Origin of the sequence: Methylophilus sp. 13, assembly GCF_015354335.1 — a bacterium.
Taxonomy (GTDB): Bacteria; Pseudomonadota; Gammaproteobacteria; order Burkholderiales; family Methylophilaceae; genus Methylophilus; species Methylophilus glucosoxydans.
The window spans coordinates 26,394-42,233 of sequence record NZ_JADKYR010000002.1 but is presented as its reverse complement, the minus strand read 5'-3'; the positions used below and the strand labels follow the sequence as shown (position 1 = coordinate 42,233).

The following is a 15,840-nucleotide window of genomic DNA, read 5'->3' as shown; positions in this document are numbered from 1 at the left end:
TTTGATTCGGACCTTGCTCACGCATATGAAAAAAATCCTGTTAACAGGCGTCAATGGTCAAGTGGGGCATGCACTTGCCGCACAGCTGCAACAACAGCCCATTGCTCAAGTACAGCTAATCAGCTGTACCCGCCAACAACTGGACCTCAGTCAGCCAGCGCACATCCGGCAAGTCATCCGCCAGGTCAAACCAGACCTGATTATTAACCCTGCCGCCTATACTGCGGTAGACCAGGCCGAAACCGAGCGTGAACTGGCCTTTGCCATCAACGCCACGGCCCCACAAATCATTGCAGAAGAAGCCGCACGACTGAATGCAGCGCTGATCCATTTCTCGACTGACTATGTATATGACGGCAGCAAAGCCACAGCTTACCTTGAAACTGATGCAGTTAATCCAGTCAGTGTTTACGGCGCCAGCAAACTTGCAGGCGAGCAGGCGATTGCTGCGGTTGGCCTCCCGCATCTCATCCTGCGTACCAGCTGGGTCTATGGCAGCTACGGCAAGAACTTCCTCAAAACCATCATTCGGTTAGCACAGAGTAGGGAACAACTACGCATTGTGGCAGACCAGCATGGCGCCCCCACGGCCGATATCGCGATTGCTGAAGCGGTAGCACAATTAATTGAACGCTGGCATCCGCGCAACGCTGAAGAAACCGGGATTTATCATTTGGTGAATCGAGGTGAAACCACCTGGTATGGTTTTGCCAGTGAGATTGTGGCGCAGTATCAAGCGCTGGCGCTAAAACAGGGCTGGCCCGCCTTGCTACTTAAAGAGCTGCAAGCCATATCAACTGCAGAATACCCAACGCCTGCCAGACGCCCTCAAAACTCAAGGCTGGTCAGTGATAAGCTGGAGCAGGTGTTTGGTGTGCGTTTGCCGGGATGGGACACATCACTTGCGCAAGTCATGCCAGCGTTGAGTGCGCTGGAAAATTAATTCTGATCGCCGACTATTTCTGATCGAATGCATCCGTCCAGCTATTGGGCGTTTCGTAAAGGCGAACTCTCACCAGCTTGAGCTGATTGCCGAAGGTATCACGATATTGCGCCTTGAGCAGCTTAAAGGCCTCCGCAGCCATGTTTTCTGCCGTCGGGATGGTTGGGAACACCACAGTCTTGTGATTGGGCAGGCTATTTAGAAAATCCAGCACCGCCGTATCGCCATGGTAGACCAGAAAAGCATGGTCCCAGCGATCGACAATGGTTTCGCGGGCAATTCTTTTTACATCAGCAAAATCCATTACCATACCATTTTCAGAGGCATGCTCTGCCTGAATCACCTCTCCAGACAGTGTAATTTCAATTGCGTAGCGATGACCGTGCAGATTACGGCATTGACTCTTGTGATCAGGAATGCGATGGCCCGCATCGAATTCCAAGCGTGTAGTAATTTCCATCACGCCATTATATCAGCAACCACGGCTCACGCTGATGCGCGATCACGGATTGCAAATGCAAGTGCATGCATTAATACAAATCATCAATATTCATCAACGCATCTTCATCGGCAGAGTAGTGCTTATGACTTTTTTCATAGCTGCCATAGCCACTGTCATAATCATCGACTTCATCGCCGGCAAAGTCTTCGAGCATTTGATCAATTTTCTTGAATTTATCGTTAGGTGCTGCTTTTTGTAACATGATGATCTCCCATGACGTTATTCTGTTAACAAAACCTGTCAGTATCAAATTGCTTTAGAACATCTTTAGCATAGACTGTGCCAAGCATGGCAAAGGTTCCTTACAAGAAGGTTAACGGCACCTATTAAAAAAAGTAAAATATGAAAACTTAATTGAGAACAATCAAGCTAACACATTGTCTACAAAGGCATAACACAATCATAACTATTTGGAGAGATGCAATGCGCAGTTTTATATTGATGTTTTTAACCCTGGGGGGGGTATCCATGGCTGAGGCAGAATGTCTACCGTTATACCAGCACCAGTTTAAGACACTGCAAGGTCAAACTGTCGATTTTTGTCAATTTCAGGACAAGCCAGTGCTCATAGTGAACACTGCCAGCAAATGCGGATTCACGCCACAGTTTGAAGCGCTGGAAGCCATGTATGAGCAATATAAGGATAAAGGGCTGGTGGTGATTGGCTTCCCCTCCAATGATTTCCGTCAGGAGCCTGGCAACAACAAGCAGATTGGCGACTTTTGCAAGCTGACTTATTCGGTCAAGTTTCCTATGGTTGAAAAGTCCAGCGTGACTGGAAGTGGCGCCAATCCGCTTTATCAGCAACTGATCAAACAAACAGGGCAGGCACCACAATGGAATTTTTACAAATATCTGATTTTGCCAGGCGGGCAGAAGGTTTATTCTTTTAACAGTATGACACGTCCGGAAAGTGAAGAAATTCTCGGCAAGATCAAACCCCATCTCAAGTAAGTTTCTCAAGTTTTTTCACGGCAGGCTCTGTGCAACACAAGGCAGGGCCTCATAAAACAAAACGATATAAAGTTTTTTTCATGTTTTCTTATCAAAGTCGTTGACAAGATATCTGGGCATCATTAATATGGCGCCTTCTTTGAATTGCACTGCAAAACAAAGAACTGCAATACCAGAGATTTGGGGGTATAGCTCAGCTGGGAGAGCGCTTGCATGGCATGCAAGAGGTCAGCGGTTCGATCCCGCTTATCTCCACCAAGTGATTGAAAATATTGAATTTTTTAAAAAATAAATATTTTAATTATTTGAAAAACTGGTATAATGCACGGGTTGTTAAATTTCTTAGGTCCCCATCGTCTAGAGGCCTAGGACACCTCCCTTTCACGGAGGCGACCGGGGTTCGAATCCCCGTGGGGACGCCAAAAATCACTCAGTGATTTCTAGCTTTAAATTTCATATTTATTTAAATCACCTGCTTATTAAAGCTTAAGTTTCTTTAAGGCTATGGTGTAAAGCTGCGTACAGGTTACGCAGTAAAAAACCCGGCATTGCCGGGCTTTTGTTTTTCTGCATGGTCAAATGGCTTATCCGCGTATATTACTTTGCGCAGAAAACTGAGAGAGCTCGACAAAAGGTTGTGGCTGCCAGCCTGGGGCACGATGTTCGGCCACCACATTGGTGAAAATGCCACCACGGACATAAAACTTGGCGGTTACGCGCATAAATTTCGGGTCTATGGCAGAGACTAGATCATCCAGAATCTGATTGGTGACCGCTTCATGGAAGCAGCCCTCATCGCGGAATGACCACATGTAAAGTTTAAGGCTCTTGAGCTCAACACATAATTTGTTGGGAATATAGTCCAGATAAATCACCGCAAAGTCAGGTTGACCGGTTTTTGGACACAGGCAGGTAAACTCTGGAATTTCCATATGGATATGGAAGTCTCTCTGCGAATTGGGATTTTCAAAGGTTTCCAGTGTTTTAGTCGGTTGTGCAGTGGGTTTCCCACCAAGTAAATGTTCGTTCATTGTGCGCATGTTTCGTCTTAAAAATGGGTATTATAACGCTTAAGCGACCACTCAAATTCTTATAAGCAGTTTACTTACTTTGCGTCTGACACATTTAAAACTTGCGGGGTTCAAGTCTTTTGTTGATCCAACGACCATCCACCTGCATGGGCAGCGTGTGGGCGTGGTAGGGCCAAATGGCTGTGGCAAGTCTAACGTTATGGAGTCGGTCCGCTGGGTGCTGGGCGAATCCTCCGCCAAGGAAATGCGCGCCGATGCCATGGATGCAGTGATTTTTAACGGATCTTCGCATCGCAAACCTATTTCGCGGGCCAGTGTCGAGCTCATTTTTGATAACAGCCTGGGTGGTGCCAGTGGCGAGTGGAATCAATATGCCGAAATCTCGGTCAAGCGTGTAATCGAGCGCGATAAGGGCTCAAGCTACTATATTAATAACACTGCGGTACGCCGTCGGGATGTGGCAGATTTGTTTTTGGGCACCGGCCTTGGGGGGCGTGCTTACGCCATCATCGGTCAAAACACGATTTCACGTATTGTTGAAGCCCGGCCAGAAGAGCTGCGCGTATTTCTCGAAGAAGCCGCAGGGATCAGCAAATATAAAGAGCGCAGGCGTGAAACAGAGCTACGCCTGCGTGATACACGTGAGAATCTTGCGCGCGTGGAAGATATTTCACGCGAGATGAACAAGCAGATTCTCAAGCTGGAGGCGCAAGCCGTGGTGACGCAGAAATATCAGTCACTGCAAGCTGCGTACCAACTGGCTGAGGCGCAATGGTGGTGGTTGCGCAAGCGAGATGCTGTGCTGGCTTACGAGGCCGCTTCACAAGCGGTAGCGCACGCAGTGAATGCGCTGGAGGAGAAAGTTGCGGCGTTAAGGCGTTGCGAGCTGGTTTTGGAGCAGGCTCGACAGCAGCATCAGGCCGCATCAGGCGAATTGCATACGGCACAGGCGGCCTTTTACGAGGCCAACGCGCAAGTTTCCAATCTGGATTTACAAGTCAAGCAATCGGAAGAGGCCCGCTTAAGACTGCTGCAACAGCAGCAACAGCTGCAGGGGCAGATTGAACGTGGTAGCCAGCAGCAAGCGCAATTACAACAGCAACTGGACGAAAAAACCACGGCACTCGCCTCCGCACAACAAACGCTGACCGAACAAGCGCAGCAGTTGCAAGCCTTGCAACAGGCTTTGCCTGCACAGTCATTACAGTTGCAAGGTATACAGCAAGCCGCCAGTGAAGCACAGCAAGCCGTGCAGCAATGCCGCCAGCAGATGCAACTGGAGCAGAATAACGTACAGTTTTTGCAACGCAATCTTTCGGAATCCAACCAGCGCTTGCAACAGTTACAAGGTGAGCTATCAGCCTGGGCCTTGCCAGATATGCAGGCCTTGGAGGGGTATAAGCAGCAGCAGGCGCAACAGCAAGCTCAGTTGCAGCAAGAAGAACAGCAGCTACAACAATGGCGGATAGATGAACAGCAGCAACAGCAATGGTTGCTGCAAGCCAGGCAAGACTGGCAGCAGGCTCAACGCCAGCTGAACCAGCTTGAAGCCGAAATCCAGTCTTTGCAAAAGTTGCAGCAAAGCCTCAAGCAAGACCAGCAACTAGGGCCCTGGTTGCAACAAAGCGGTTTGCAATCAGCGGCGCGTTTGTGGCAGGCGGTACAGGTGGATGCCGCATGGCAGCCCGCGCTCGAAGCGGTCCTGGGCTATAAACTGAATGCCTTGCTCACTGATTCTTTGCCGACCTTGGCTAAATTACCGCATCCGCAAGCCGCTTTAGCCATAGCCATGCCTGGAACGGCACGCGATAGCTTGCCAGACCATTGGCAAGGATTACCCAGCTTATATAGTTTGCTCACGCTCAAGCAGTCGGAAATGGCTGGTGCCTTGCAGCACTGGCTCATGGGTATTTACGTGATTGAGGATGTTGCCCAAGTGGGCCAGTTTCAATCGCAACTCCCGGCAGGCGTGAGTCTGCTTAGCAAGCAAGGGGATCTCTATCAACGCTATAGCGTGGTTTATCATGGCCGCCAGAATGCCATGCAAGGCGTGTTGGAACGGCAGCAGCAACTGGACAAGTTACAGGCCGGTTTGGAAGCCGCGCAAGCAGCGGTTAATCACAGCCAGCAGCAGGTGCAACTGATTGAACAGGCGCTGCAACAGTTGCGCTTGCAACAGCAACAGGCACATCCACGGATCAAACAACACACTGCAGCCATGCATGAGGCGCAGATGCAACAGTCAAGCTTGCAGCAGGCCTATGACAACGCGTCGCGCAGGCAAACCGCCTTGCAACAAGACCTGTCTGCGCTGCAAGTGCGACAGCAGAGTCTCAATGACGAGCTTTCGCAAGCACAAGCCAGGATCGCGCAGTATCAGGCGCAGTTTGCCAGCCTGGAACAGGCGGCGCGCGAAGCGCAGGCCCTCAAGCATCATGCAGAGCAAGCCTATTTTGATGCGCGTGACAGCGTACAGCAGGCTGAAAAAGCCCATCAGTCACAAGTATTCGAGCAAACCTTGTTGCAAAATGCTGTCAATGATTTGCAGCACCGCTTGAGTCAGCTCAGCCAAGAGCGTGAGCATTTGCAATTACGCCTGCAAGAAACCGAGCAAACACTGGCCGTCAGTGCTATGGAAACCTTGAAGGCACATTTGGCACAGGCCTTGGACATGCAGCACACTTGTGAGCAGGCGCTGGCGCATGTGCGTAACGATCTGACGCAGAAAGAAGCCGTTTTGCAGACAGAAGAGCGTCAGCGCATGCAAATCGAGCAGCAATTGCATCCCTTGCGCGACACCGTGGAGCAACAAAGACTTAAACAGCAGGCCTGTCAGCTGCAAGTCGAGCAATGCCAGCAGTCTTTGTCTGAAACGGGGCTGGATGAAGCCTTGCTTCAGCAAGGGCTAAATCATGACAGCAAAGCCGAAACACTGGCGCAAACGACCCAAAGGTTACAACAGCAGATCCAGCAACTCGGTGCGGTCAATCTGGCTGCGATTGAAGAATTAGCCAGCGAGCAAGCGCGTAAAGGGTATCTGGACAGTCAACTGCAAGACCTGCTCACCGCCAGCGAAACGCTGGAAGAGGCGATCCAGAAAATAGACCGCGAAACCCGCGGAAAACTGCGTGCAACCTTTGATGAAGCCAACCGTCACTTTGGCGAATTATTTAATACCTTGTTTAATGGCGGCAATGCCAAGCTGGTGCTGTTGGGTGATGAAATTCTGGATACCGGCGTGCAAGTCTTTGCGCAACCGCCAGGCAAAAAAAACACGACCATCCAGTTATTATCCGGGGGCGAAAAAGCGCTGACGGCCATGGCGCTGGTATTTGCGCTGTTCAGGTTAAATCCGGCACCGTTTTGCCTGATGGATGAGGTGGATGCCCCGCTGGATGACAGCAATACCGAGCGTTTCTGCCAACTGGTGCGCGTGATGTCAGAAAAAACCCAATTCTTGTTTGTTTCTCACAACAAAATCACCATGGAGATGTCTGAACAGCTAATTGGGGTCACCATGCAAGAGTCGGGCGTGTCACGGATTGTCGATGTGGATATCGAAGAGGCCATCCGCATGCATGCGGCTTAGCGCCAGTTTTGTTGTATCATAATGCAAGCGTTATAAAGGATTGTTAAGTCACATGTCTGATTTGTGGATGATATTGGTGTTGCTCGGGGTCAGCATCGTTCTGGCAGTGGTTGTATTTAACTGGTGGCAGGAAAAAAAATATCGTAGAGACGTTGAATACCGTTTTAGTCATACCCGTAGCGATTTGCTGGATGGCGAGCCTGCCGCCAAAGTCAAAGAGGCTGCCAAGAAAACTGCCGTGGATACCGCGCCTGTGTCCGAGGAGGTAGAGGGCTGGATGTCTGAGCCCCGTGTCCGCCAAACCGGCGTGCGGCCTTCAACTCAACCTTCTGTTAAAGTTGAGCCGGAGTTTTCCAATCCCCCCCCGGCAAAAGCCGCAGAGCCCGCCAAGCTTAAACCAAAACCAGCGCCTGCCACTTCTCCAGTTAAAACAGCGCCTGTTCAACCGATTCATGAGCCAGTGATCAATGTGACCAAGCCAGAACCGGTCACTCCACAGGTGTCGGCTTATCAACCGCCAGTCGCAGTGCCAGAGCCGGCTGTGGTGGCAGAGCAACCGACTTTTGCTTTTGAAGCACCGCCAGTCCAGGCCTTGGAAGAGATGCCATCGGCAGAACCGGCTTCCTTGTCCCCGACACTGCCGGACTTGCCTGCTGAAGTGCACCCCTCTATGGATTGGATCGGCTTGATTGATGCGCCGCTAGGCGTCATGTTGGTTGAGCTGGAAGATATGCAAGCTGAGGTACGTACGTTCCCACAACATGCCACACTCTGGGCGCAGAGCGCAACAACAGGCGAGTGGCAGGATGTATTGGCTCTGGATGCTGCCGCCATGCAAACACAAACGCCAGCCAGTCAGGTCGCTTGCAGTTTGCAATTGGCTGACCGTGGCGGTCCGGTTGATCAGGAAACGCTCAAGCGCTTTCAGAAGTCCATGGAAACATTGGCCAGAGCCTTGGGCCTGACTGTGGTATGGCAGGGCGGATATGAGCCTGCATTGCAAGCACAAGCGATAGATGCTTTCTGTATCGACGTTGATAAAGCCGTTGAATTTCATGTGTTAGCCAACCAGGGCATGTTTCATGCGACCAAGCTGCGTGGCTTGGCTGAAGCTTGCGGCATGCAGCTGAGTGCCGAAGGCCGCTTCGAGTTATTGAATGCTGACGGTCAATTAGTGTTTTCAGTACGTAATTACGAGGGCAAGCCATTTTCTGCAGATATGTTGAAATCCGCAGTGATGACTGGGGTGACTTTCCAGCTGGATATTCCTACTACGCCTGACAGTTTGCAGGTGTTTGACCAGATGGTCGAAATTGCACGTCATCTGGCGACTAGCCTCAATGCCGCCCTGATTGACGTCAACCGCAAAGCGATTGGTGATCCACAGCTGGATAAAATCCGCCAGCAACTCAAAAATATCTCTAATGCAATGGCGACGCAGGGGATTATCCCCGGTAGTAGCCATGCCAAGCGCCTGTTCTCCTGATGATGTCCATGCAAGAGGCTGCGCTGGCGTTGCAGCAGCTCAAGCAACGTATTGCCGAGTATGACTATCACTATTATGTGCTGGACGCGCCCTTGGTCAGCGATAGTGAATATGATGGCCTCTACCGCCAGCTGGTCGGGATTGAGCAGCAATATCCAGCGCTGATTACTGCGGACTCCCCCAGCCAGCGGGTGGGGGGACAGGCGCTGGCTGCTTTTGAAAGTGTGCAACACAGGCAAGCCATGCTTTCCCTGAATAATGCCTTTGCAGACGACGAGCTAGAAGCGTTTGACCGCCGAGTGCGTGAAGGTACCGGGGAGGCCGTGGTGGCGTATGCCGTCGAGCCAAAATTTGATGGCCTGGCGATTACCCTGACCTATGAGCACGGGCTATTTGTGCAGGGCGCGACCCGTGGCGATGGGTATACGGGGGAGAACGTCACCCATAACCTCAAAACCATACGCGCCATTCCCAGCCGCTTGAATATTGCGCAGCCACCAGCCTTAATTGAGGTGCGCGGCGAAGTCTTGATGTTGAAAAGAGACTTCGAGAAGCTCAATCAGCAACAGGCCGCTGCTAATGGCAAACTGTTTGCCAACCCGCGCAATGCCGCAGCAGGTAGCTTGCGCCAGCTGGATCCTCACATTACCGCCAAACGTCCTCTACATTTCTTTGCCTATGGCCTGGGCGCGAGTATAGGCGTGCCGGAATTACATACCCATTCTGAAGCCATGCAATACCTGGCTGACTTGCGTTTTCCTGTCAGTGATTTGCGCGCGGTGAAAATAGGCGCTCAGGGGTTGCGTGAATACTATGCCGAGATTGGCGAAAAACGTCACCAGTTACCGTTTGACATTGATGGCGTGGTCTACAAAGTGAATGACTTTGCCTTGCAGGCCAGCCTAGGCTTCGTTTCGCGTGCGCCGCGCTGGGCGGTGGCACACAAGTTTCCGGCCGAAGAGGCAACGACCATTGTTGAAGATATTTCTGTGCAGGTGGGCCGTACTGGCGCAATCACACCTGTTGCCAGATTGAAACCCGTATTTGTAGGCGGCGTGACGGTCACGAATGCCACCTTGCATAACGAGGATGAATTAAGGCGCAAGGATATCCAGATCGGCGACACCGTGATTGTCAGGCGGGCAGGGGATGTGATCCCAGAGGTTGTTTCGGTAAAAACAGAATTACGCCCGGCAGATGCGCGCCGCTTTGAAATGCCTGCCGTCTGCCCGGAATGTGGCTCGCATGTGGTCCGTCCGCAGGATGAAGCAGTGGCACGCTGCACTGGCGGATTGATCTGCCCGGCACAGCGTAAACAGGCCATTACACACTTTGCTTCTCGCCGTGCCATGGATATTGAGGGCCTGGGTGAGAAGCTGGTTGACCAGCTGGTTGCACGCGAACTCGTCCATCATCTGGATGATATTTACCGTTTGACCCTGCCCATGCTCAGCGACCTCGAACGCATGGCAGAAAAATCTGCACAAAATGTGCTGGTAGCCATTGAAAAAAGCAAGCAAACGACCTTGCCCAGATTTATTTATGCATTAGGGATTCGCAATGTGGGTGAGGCCACTGCAAAAGACCTGGCACAACATTTTGGTAATCTTGATGCCTTGATGCAGGCCGATGTAGCCGCACTCACGCAAGTCAAGGATGTCGGGCCGATTGTGGCGGAAGCTGCATATCAGTTCTTTCAGGAACCGCATAACCGCGAAGTGATTGCTGCCATGCGCGATTTAGGCGTGCATTGGGCCGACATTGAAAAAAAGGCCGCTTTGACCCCGTTTGCTGGCAAAACCTTTGTGCTGACTGGCACATTGCCTACGCTCAAGCGTGACCAAGCCCAAGCGATGATTGAAGCCGCGGGCGGTAAGGTCAGCGGCAGTGTCTCGGCCAAAACCAGCTATGTGGTGGCCGGAGAAGAGGCGGGCAGCAAACTTGAAAAAGCGCAGCAACTGAATATCGCCATTCTGGATGAAGCTGTATTGCTCGCCATGTTACAGGCCGCTTCTGAAGATGACACGACAACGGAAACGCCCTCTGATTCAATCGAACCTCTCTCAAAACAATCGAGTTTATTCTGAATATGAACTTAAAATTAACTTTAATTTTGGCTGTTAATCTATTGATTATCAATGAATCAATGGCTAAGGATGCTGCATTAGATGCCTGCGATACTGCCGTCCAAAAACATCAATACGCTGAAGCCGTCAAACTTGCGGAGCAGCATGCAAAACAGGCTGAATTTTGGCTTTGCAAAGGCCGCGCGCAATCGGGTTTAGGGGATAACACCGCCGCCCAGCAGAGCTTTAAACAGGCACTCAGCCTCAAGCCGGAAGGGCTGGATCTGATTGCGGCGCATATGTTGTTGGGCAATGCGCAGCTGGAAGCCAAAGTGCATGCCGCAGCGCTGGAGAGTTATCAGCAAGCATTGAAATTTAGCGAGCAGCAAAACATGCGCCGCTATGCCCGCGTTGCCCACAACCTCATCGGCGAAGCCTATTTTGAAATGGAGCAGTATGCTGACGCGCTCAAATCATTTGAAGCCGGCGAAAAGCTCTCCTTGAACGACGACGAGCGCGCGGATAGCTATATCCACGAAGCCATGACCTATCAGCAGTTAAAACAGGCTGAAAAAGCGATTGAATATCAGCTCAAAGGTGTCCTGATGCTGCGCAAATCAGGCACCCCTGACCAATATGCTGAAGCCAGCCTGACTTTGGGGCAATTGTTTACCGATAAAAAAGACTTTGTCGGGGCAGACAAAACCTACCAGCGCTTGATGGACTATGCGCATGAAAATGGCGGCGAATTTTATGAAGCCAAGACCGCCATTCAATGGGCCGCTTCAAAAAAAGCACAAGGGGATCACGCGGCTGCGCAACAGTTACTACAGCAAGCCCGTACCATTGCCGCCAAATTAAAAGATGCTGAACTGGACGCCTTGTTGACACAGGCAAAGTAAAGCATTCCCAATCAAACTGGATGATTTGCGCTTGAGGCCCAGTTAAGGGCCTCAAGTGACGCATTTAGCCCTGTCAAACTTCCCTGGCAGTTAAAGATTTATTTTTATTTGGAATCCCCTGTAAGGTTTTCCTGTCATACGCGACAAACATACAATTGTCACCACACAGGAAACAACATGCAATTTGACCCTCACCGCAGCAACCCCAGCGGAATCTTACCCTCAGAAATCACGCCGCAAGCGCTGTTTGAACAACGCCGGACCTTGATCAAGGCTGCTGGTATCGCCGCTGCCAGTTTGTGGTTGCCAACCACGGCACAGGCAGCGCAAACGCTGGAGTTTCAAAAAACCGCCTATGGCAAGGAGGAGACGCTCACCGCTTTGCAGGACGTGACCAATTACAATAATTATTATGAGTTTGGCACCGGCAAAGAAGACCCGGCGCGCGAGGCGGTGCTGTTCAAGCCGACGCCATGGACCATCAAGATAGAAGGTGCGGTCAAGCAAGCGAAAACCATAGGCATTGAGCAACTGATGAAGCTGGCACCGCTTGAAGAGCGGATTTATCGTATGCGCTGTGTCGAGGGGTGGTCTATGGTCATCCCATGGATAGGGTTGCCACTCAAGGCGCTGATTGACTGGGCGCAACCGACCGGCAATGCAAAGTATATTGAATTTGTGTCGTATAACGACCCCCGGCATATGCCTGGCGCGCGCATGCCGATACTGGACTGGCCCTATGTGGAGGGGTTGCGTATGGATGAGGCCATGCAACCACTGACGATTCTGGCGGTGGGACTGTATGGCAAGGTCTTGCCAAATCAGAACGGTGCACCAGTGCGTCTGGTGGTGCCATGGAAGTATGGGTTTAAAGGGGCCAAAGCCATTTCTACCATTCGCTTTGTAGAGCAGATGCCAACGACAACCTGGATGCGGGCGAGTCCGCGTGAATACGGGTTTTACGCCAACGTAAACCCGCAAGTCGATCATCCACGCTGGACGCAGTCCTCAGAGAAGCGTATCGGCGCAGGACTGTTTGCCGGGCGCGTGAAAACCAAGCTGTTTAATGGTTATGAAGAAGTCGCCAGCTTGTATGCAGGCATGGACTTGAAGAAAAATTTCTAATATGAGTCCTTTATTCACATGGCCTTCTCTTTCAGTGAAAGACCGCATCAAGGCGGTGAAGATGCTGGTTTGGCTAGGCGCATTACTGCCGATACTGCGCCTGGTCTATCTGGGGGTTACCAATGACCTGGGGGCGAATCCGGTTGAATTTATTGAGCGTTCGACCGGCACGTGGGCACTGGTATTTTTGTTACTGTCACTGAGTGTGACACCGCTTAAATCTCTCACCCGTCTAGGCTGGTTGATCGCCGTGCGGCGCCTGTTAGGGTTATGGATGTTTGCCTATGCCAGTTTGCATGTGACCAGTTATGTCTGGCTGGATTATCAGTTCGACTGGTCGGACATGGTCAAAGATATCGTCAAGCATCCCTATGTGCTGGTTGGGGCATTGGCTTTATTATTGACTGTGCCGTTGGCGGCTACTTCTAACCAGGCAGCCATGCATGCCCTTAAACAGCGCTGGAAAACATTGCATCAACTGGTGTATGTGATTGCGGTCTTGGCCTTGCTGCATTTCTGGTGGCTGGTCAAAAAAGACCTGACCGAACCGATCATTTACAGCGGGGTGTTTGGCTTGATCATGCTCTTGCGTTTGCCTGTCTTTAGTAGAAAGTAGATTTGGGCGATTTTTCTTTGATTTTTTATGATGCAAAGCCATCTTACGTGGGACGAACTCCAATCGCCGGATTTACCCCAAAGTGAGGCCGGGGAGGGGGATGGTCGCGCACTGTTTCTACCCGCGAACTTGCTTGCAGCCAGACAAGTGTTAAGGTATCTGTGCTTGACATCGCACTGCTTTTTGGACACATTATTGTAAATATAATGCGCAGCCATCCATTGGTAGTGCTATTCTAAAAATATTCTTCGGGGGTGTGCCATCTCATGACCAGCGTATTTACCTGCGTTGGAGGGACAGAGATTGTGCACTGCAGTTGTGAAAGTTTGCGATGTCTTCAGTAATCTCTGAGCCAAGTGCTTCAATATTGGCCAATCCTGCACTGTGTGTGCTTCTTGAACAGTGGTCTGATTTGCTTGATCCGGCCCAGTATTACCTGGCGGTTGAGACCAATGCCGCCGGTGATTGTTTGTCTGTGTTAGCGCAAGGGCCAGCTGCGACTACACCAGCGCATCAAGTCTTGAATAGCAACGGCCTTTGGCAAGCCTTACCCGCCGAAAGTCATGCGTTGATAAAAGCCCTGTTAACGCCCGCCACTGATCAGACCACCCAACAATGCATACAGATTGCCTGCGACCAGCTGGGAGTGCAGTGGCTAGAGTGTCGAGTGCATTATTTTTTGCATGGGCAAAACGAGCCACGTTGTTTGCTGCTGGTGCGGGATGTGAGTCAGCTGCATCAAGCTGCCTTGCTTTACCAGCAAGAAAAACAACGAGTGCGAGACTATGATCGCTTCAAGTTTTCTATGCTGGAGCTGATTCTTAAAGAACAGGATACCGAACACATCCTGGCCTGGATCGCTGGCGAGATCGAAGCGCTGCATCCCGAGACCTTTTGTGCCATCGTGCTGACGCAGGATCTGGGGCAACGTGTACAAACCGTGATCGCGCCCAGTTTGCCAGCCCCGCTACTGCAAACCTTGCAACAACTCAAGCTGGAGGCCGGTAATGGCTCTCTTGCCACCGCGATTGCCACGCGCCAGCGCGTGATGGTTGAAAATGTCATGACCCATCCTTACTGGCAGTACCACCGAACGGCAGCACAGGCTTCGGGAGTGCAGGGTGGATGGGCAGAGCCTATTCTCAATGCTGCGGGGGAAGTGCTCGGGGCGTTTGCCTTGTATTCGCGTCAGGTACAACTACCTACAGCCGCTGAGCAATCCCTGATCGGGCAGGCGGCCAGACTGGTCAGCATCGTCGTGGATCGCCATTTGTCACAGCAGTCGATGCAAACCCTGGCCTATCTTGAGCCGGTGAGCGGCTTGCCTAACCGCAAAAAAATGTATGAAGTATTGCATGCCTTGCATCATCAATCCGCCGCAGAGCAACATGGCGGTCTCATTTATATCGACCTCGACCATTTCAAATGGGTGAATGAAGCCCATGGCCACAATGCAGGCAATACGCTGTTGCAGCAAGTGGCGCAGCGCCTGCAAAAGGCGGCACAACCGCATTTTATTGCCTGTATGGGCGGCGATGAGTTTCTGATTCTGCTTTCCGGGCTGTCGACTCAAAAAGACAAGGCGGTACAACAGGTCTGGGCCTTGCAGCGTAAATTGCACAAAACCCTGCAACGGCCGTTTAACGTGGCAGGACTCAAGCTACCGGTGACCGCCAGCATGGGTTTGTGCAGTTTTAGCGGGACAGACATGGATGAAACGGACTATGTGAAAGCCGCGGACATCGCCTTGCACAAAGCGAAGCAGTCTGGCCGCAACCATGCCTGTCTGTATGAGCCTGGCATGCAGACCGAGATTGCGACGCAAGCGCGCCTGGAAGCCGAGCTGCGCGAAGCCATCGTCCAGCAACAGTTGCGGGTTTATTATCAGGTGCAAGTGGACCACACTGGCCGGCCGTTTGGCGCAGAGGTCTTGCTGCGTTGGCAACACCCCACGCAAGGCCTCATTTCACCGCTGCAATTTATCGCGGTGGCCGAGAGCAGTGGCCTGATTGTTGAAATCGGCATGTGGGTACTCGACCGGGCATGTGCACAAATTGCCGTTTGGCAACGGGCACAAAAAACACGTGAACTCAGTTTGTCGGTGAATATCAGCGCGCGTCAGTTCCGTCAGGCCAATTTCACCGCCATGGTCAAAGCCTGTTTACAGCGACATCAAATCAATCCTAATGCCTTGCGTCTGGAGTTAACCGAAAGCCTGCTTTTGGAAAATGTGGACGATGCGGTACGCATCATGACAGAGCTCAGCCAGTCAGGCATCCAGTTCTCCCTAGACGACTTTGGCACCGGCTATTCTTCGTTGCAATATCTTAAAAAATTGCCACTGTATCAACTCAAGATAGACCGCTCATTTGTAAATGATATTGTGACCGATAGTCATGACCGCACCATTGTGCGTACCATTATTGCCATGGCGCAGAGCATGTACCTCGGCGTGATTGCCGAAGGGGTTGAAACCCCAGAACAACTGGAACTGTTGCTAAACAATGGTTGCCGCCGCTACCAGGGTTACCTGTTTGGTAAACCCATGCCAATAGACGCATTTAATGATTGGTTGCAACAAGCGTTGGTTTAGAAATGATGCCCTAAAAGGCGATGGTTTAAAAAA

At 51.4% G+C, this 15,840-nt stretch carries 12 protein-coding genes and 2 tRNA genes; 11 read left to right on the top strand and 3 right to left on the bottom strand.

Features of this window, described 5'->3' with window-relative positions; translation table 11 throughout:
* Positions 1-25 precede the first annotated feature (25 nt).
* Positions 26-943, top strand: a complete 918-nt coding sequence (rfbD, locus tag INP77_RS04360; RefSeq protein WP_194747618.1) for a dTDP-4-dehydrorhamnose reductase — start codon at positions 26-28, stop codon at positions 941-943.
* Positions 944-956: 13 nt separating this feature from the next.
* Here rfbD and queD read toward each other — a convergent pair whose 3' ends face one another.
* Both queD and INP77_RS04350 read right to left on the bottom strand, forming a co-directional pair.
* Positions 957-1,403, bottom strand: a complete 447-nt coding sequence (gene queD, locus INP77_RS04355; protein WP_194747617.1) for a 6-carboxytetrahydropterin synthase QueD — start codon at positions 1,401-1,403, stop codon at positions 957-959.
* Positions 1,404-1,473: 70 nt separating this feature from the next.
* Positions 1,474-1,647 carry a hypothetical protein gene (locus INP77_RS04350; RefSeq protein WP_194747616.1) on the bottom strand — a complete coding sequence of 58 codons (174 nt, stop codon included), beginning with the start codon at positions 1,645-1,647 and terminating at the stop codon, positions 1,474-1,476.
* 221 nt (positions 1,648-1,868) lie between these two features.
* On the opposite strand from INP77_RS04350, the gene INP77_RS04345 reads away from it, so the two are divergent.
* From INP77_RS04345 to INP77_RS04335, 3 genes are all read left to right on the top strand, one after another.
* Positions 1,869-2,399 (top strand): glutathione peroxidase, encoded by a 531-nt coding sequence (locus INP77_RS04345; RefSeq protein WP_228518728.1) that lies wholly within the window; start codon positions 1,869-1,871, stop codon positions 2,397-2,399.
* A 182-nt stretch (positions 2,400-2,581) separates the two neighbouring features.
* Positions 2,582-2,657 (top strand) — tRNA-Ala (locus INP77_RS04340).
* 88 nt (positions 2,658-2,745) lie between these two features.
* Positions 2,746-2,821: transfer RNA gene (locus INP77_RS04335), tRNA-Glu, on the top strand.
* A 162-nt stretch (positions 2,822-2,983) separates the two neighbouring features.
* On the opposite strand, the gene queF is transcribed toward INP77_RS04335, so the two are convergent.
* Positions 2,984-3,430 (bottom strand): preQ(1) synthase, encoded by a 447-nt coding sequence (queF, locus tag INP77_RS04330; RefSeq protein WP_194747615.1) that lies wholly within the window; start codon positions 3,428-3,430, stop codon positions 2,984-2,986.
* A gap of 79 nt (positions 3,431-3,509) precedes the next feature.
* On the opposite strand from queF, the gene smc reads away from it, so the two are divergent.
* The 7 genes from smc to INP77_RS04295 all read left to right on the top strand — a co-directional run bounded on the left by smc (position 3,510) and on the right by INP77_RS04295 (position 15,807).
* A complete protein-coding gene (gene smc, locus INP77_RS04325) occupies positions 3,510-7,019 on the top strand; it encodes a chromosome segregation protein SMC (protein ID WP_194747614.1) in 3,510 nt (1,169 codons plus the stop codon).
* 52 nt (positions 7,020-7,071) lie between these two features.
* A complete protein-coding gene (locus tag INP77_RS04320) occupies positions 7,072-8,505 on the top strand; it encodes a cell division protein ZipA C-terminal FtsZ-binding domain-containing protein (RefSeq protein WP_194747612.1) in 1,434 nt (477 codons plus the stop codon).
* Between the two features lie 2 nt (positions 8,506-8,507).
* Complete coding sequence (ligA, locus tag INP77_RS04315) at positions 8,508-10,592, top strand: NAD-dependent DNA ligase LigA (RefSeq protein WP_194748423.1); 2,085 nt, start codon at positions 8,508-8,510, stop codon at positions 10,590-10,592.
* A 59-nt stretch (positions 10,593-10,651) separates the two neighbouring features.
* Positions 10,652-11,473 (top strand): tetratricopeptide repeat protein, encoded by an 822-nt coding sequence (locus tag INP77_RS04310; protein ID WP_194747610.1) that lies wholly within the window; start codon positions 10,652-10,654, stop codon positions 11,471-11,473.
* Positions 11,474-11,650: 177 nt separating this feature from the next.
* On the top strand, positions 11,651-12,598 hold the full coding sequence (gene msrP, locus INP77_RS04305) for a protein-methionine-sulfoxide reductase catalytic subunit MsrP (RefSeq protein WP_194747608.1): 948 nt from the start codon (positions 11,651-11,653) through the stop codon (positions 12,596-12,598).
* Between the two features lies 1 nt (position 12,599).
* A complete protein-coding gene (locus tag INP77_RS04300) occupies positions 12,600-13,214 on the top strand; it encodes a sulfite oxidase heme-binding subunit YedZ (RefSeq protein ID WP_194747607.1) in 615 nt (204 codons plus the stop codon).
* Between the two features lie 331 nt (positions 13,215-13,545).
* Positions 13,546-15,807: a bifunctional diguanylate cyclase/phosphodiesterase gene (locus INP77_RS04295; protein WP_194747606.1), complete on the top strand. Its 2,262-nt coding sequence runs from the start codon at positions 13,546-13,548 to the stop codon at positions 15,805-15,807.
* Positions 15,808-15,840: the final 33 nt, after the last annotated feature.